This is a genomic window from Microcoleus sp. OTE_8_concoct_300 (assembly GCF_031383065.1).
Lineage (GTDB): Bacteria > Cyanobacteriota > Cyanobacteriia > Cyanobacteriales > Microcoleaceae > Microcoleus.
In genome coordinates this window covers 1-3,220 of the sequence record NZ_JANMZH010000463.1, presented here as the reverse complement: position 1 = coordinate 3,220, position 3,220 = coordinate 1, and the positions used below count along the sequence as shown (strand labels likewise).

Genomic DNA, 3,220 nt, shown 5'->3' with positions numbered 1-3,220 from the left:
GGTGGAGTACCTGAAGCAGTTTTATCGCCAGTGGGAGTGCGATCGCGATCAAGGTAATGGCGATGCGGTTGCGGACTTGTTGCTGGCAAAGATGGCGGCGGGGGATTGTTTGGTGCTGATGGATGGGTTGGATGAGGTTTTCGATCGAGCAAATCGGGTGCAGGTGGTGCAGCAGATCGATCTATTTGTGAAAGACTACGGCGAGAATAAGTTTGTCATCACCAGCCGGATTGCCGGATATCAGGAAGCTTCGCTGGGCAGTCGGTTTCGAGAGTTCACGATTACGCCGATGGGCAATGCCCAAATCAAGCTGTTTCTGGAACGCTGGTGTCGGGCCATCGAAGAGGCGCAACGTCCGGAAGCCGATGTTAGTTTGAACGAACGAGAGGCCAAACGAGAAGCGGGGGGCATTTTGCAGGCGATCGAAACTAAGCCGGGAGTGAATCGATTTGCCACCAATCCGCTGCTGCTGACGATTTTGGCGCTGATTCATCGCAACGGCACTCAAATGCCGCAGCGACGGGTGGAATTGTATCACTTGGCAACCAAGACGCTGATTGAGGATTGGCAGTTTGGGCGTAACATTTCCTATGGGGTACAGCAGAGGCAACTTTCGCTGGTGGAAGAGGAAGTGACCGCATTGCTGGCTCCTCTGGCGTTCCAGATGCACGAGGAGAAGCCCTCTGGGTTGGTGACGCAGGCAGAGGTGGAAGCCTGGTTAACGCCCAAAATGGCGGAATTACAGGGGGTGGAGGAACCGGAGGCACTGGAACTGGTGCGACAGTTTTTGCGGAAGGTGCGGGAGACGACGGGGCTATTTGTAGAACGAGCTCCGGCGGTGTATGGGTTTATGCACCTGACGTTTGAGGAATATTATGCGGCGCGGTACATTGCCGACAACGAGATTCCCGACATTTTGAAAATTATCAACACCTATCGCTATCAGGCACGGTGGAACGAGCCGATTTTGCTGGCGTTGGGGTATTTGAGTGCGGACCGCCAACGAGTGAATCGGTTGTTGGAACAGTTGTTTGGCAATTTAGCCGACTATCAACCGGATATTGCTGGGAAGGAGATGCGGCTGAAAGAGGCGGGGGCTAATCGAGTGCTGGTGTGGTATCCATCGGCAGAGGCAGCCCCGCAGGAGTCCGATTCGCTGTGGCAGGATTTGCTGTTTGTGGGGCAGGTATTGGCAGAAATCAAAGTTACGCCCAAATTCTGTCGGCAGCAGGTGGAGAGGCTTGTACTGACTTATTTGGGATTGGATGGGGATGATTTTGCAAATGAGCCAACTCAGGATTTGTTGCGGCTGCTGCGGGGAATTGAGGTCTTTAATCAGCAGGTTTTAAACCGATTGCAACAAGCAGCAGAAGATGAGCGGCTGTCTCAAGAACGGCAAAACAAGGCGCGGGTGGCGATGCTGTATGTGGTTTGTGGGGAAGCGGGAGAAGGTTTAATTGCAGGCGTGACGAGCATCGTAAAACAGTTAACGCCATCGTTGTTTGAAGGAATTCTCAATTTAGTCTCGGAATTGGGAGTAGAGATGACTCCTGCTTTGGAACGCGGTTTGGAGGATGCAATCTGCAATTCCGATCGCCGACAAGCCTTAAAATTTATGACCGGATTGTCTTATTTGCGATCGGAAAAGTACGATCGGGCAATTTCCCTGTTACAAACTCTAGCAGAGCGGGGGGATTGCGATCTAGGAGGTTTTATCGAATGGGCGATCGCCATTGCCTGCGAGAAAAAAGAAGATTACGATCGGGGTTTGAATTACTATCAGCAAAGTTGGGGAAAGTTGCAATGTTCCCATGCTGCTGAGTTATTCCTTTTGTCGCAAAGCTGGGGAGTCTGTCATCGAGCGCATCAGCAATACCAGCAGTCACTAGAGTGTCTCCAGAAAGCAATAGAGTTGTCTCAGCAAGCGAACAACTGTAAAGCAGAAGCCAGTATTTTTTATAGTATCGGCAGAAGTTATCAAGATTGGGGAAAATACGAAGAAGCGATTTTATATTACCAACAAAGCCGAGAACTGTATCAACAGTTGAAGCAGGAAATTTATATTGCTAGCTCTTGGTACTGGATAGCAGAATGCTATCGGCAGTGGGGGAAATACCAACAGGCTCTCGATGCCACACAACAATGTTTAGCCCTCCGTCAGCAACTCGACGATCTATCCAGCATTGCCAATGCCTACTTTCAATTGGGACGAATCTATCAAGATTGGGGGAAATACGAAGAAGCGATCGACCATTACCAACAAAGCCGAGAAATTTTCCAGCAGTTGGGCAAAGAAATTTTAGTTTGTGGCTGCTGGAAATGGATAGCAATAATATATTATCAGTGGGGCAACTATGAAAAAGCACTTTATGCCCAACAGAAAAATTTAACCCTGTGCCAGGAACTCGACGATACATTTGATACTGCTGATGCCTATTTTATGTTGGGATGGATTTTTCAAGCCTGTGAGAAGTACGAGGAGGCGATTTTAAATTATCAACAAAGTCTTGAGGTATTTCAGCGGGTAAACAAAATCAAAGATAGAATTTTTGATTACCAACCAAACCTCGAAATGTTTCAGTATTTAAACAAGTCGAACATTGGATTGGAGTATACTCGTGAAAGCTTCGATTTCTGCCGTCAAAATTTTGGTGATAATTTTTTTAGTGTTGGTGTATTGAACATAATCTCTCGTTGCTATCAGCAGTGGGGAAAATATGAAGAAGCACTCGCAGCTCAACAACATAATTTAGCCTTATTTCTGCAACTTAAAGAGCTACCCAATATCGCTATTGCGTCTGCATACTACTACTTGGGAAAAATCTATCAAGATTGGGGGAAATATGAAGAAGCGATCGCCCATCACCAACAAAGCCAAGAACTCTATCAGCAGTTGGGTAAGGAAAACAATGTTGCAAACCAGTGGTATAACTTGGCATATTGCTATCGGCAGTGGGGGAAATACGAACAGGCATTCGATACCGCACAACAATGTTTAGCCCTGCGTCAGCAACTCGACGATCTACCCAACATTGCCTCTGCCTATTTTCAATTGGGAGGAATCTACCAAGATTGGGGGAAATATGAAGAAGCGATCGCCCATCACCAACAAAGCCAAGAACTCTATCAGCAATTGGGCCAGGAAAAAGATGTTGCTAACTCTTGGTTGTTGATGGCAGTTTGCTATCGGCAGTGGGGTAAATACGAAGAGGCACTCGAT

General features: G+C 47.7%; 1 protein-coding gene. It reads left to right on the top strand.

Annotated features, from left to right (window positions below; genetic code table 11):
• A partial coding sequence (locus ACUVJL_RS20955) for a tetratricopeptide repeat protein (protein ID WP_445247600.1) occupies positions 1–3,220 on the top strand: 3,220 nt, incomplete at both ends.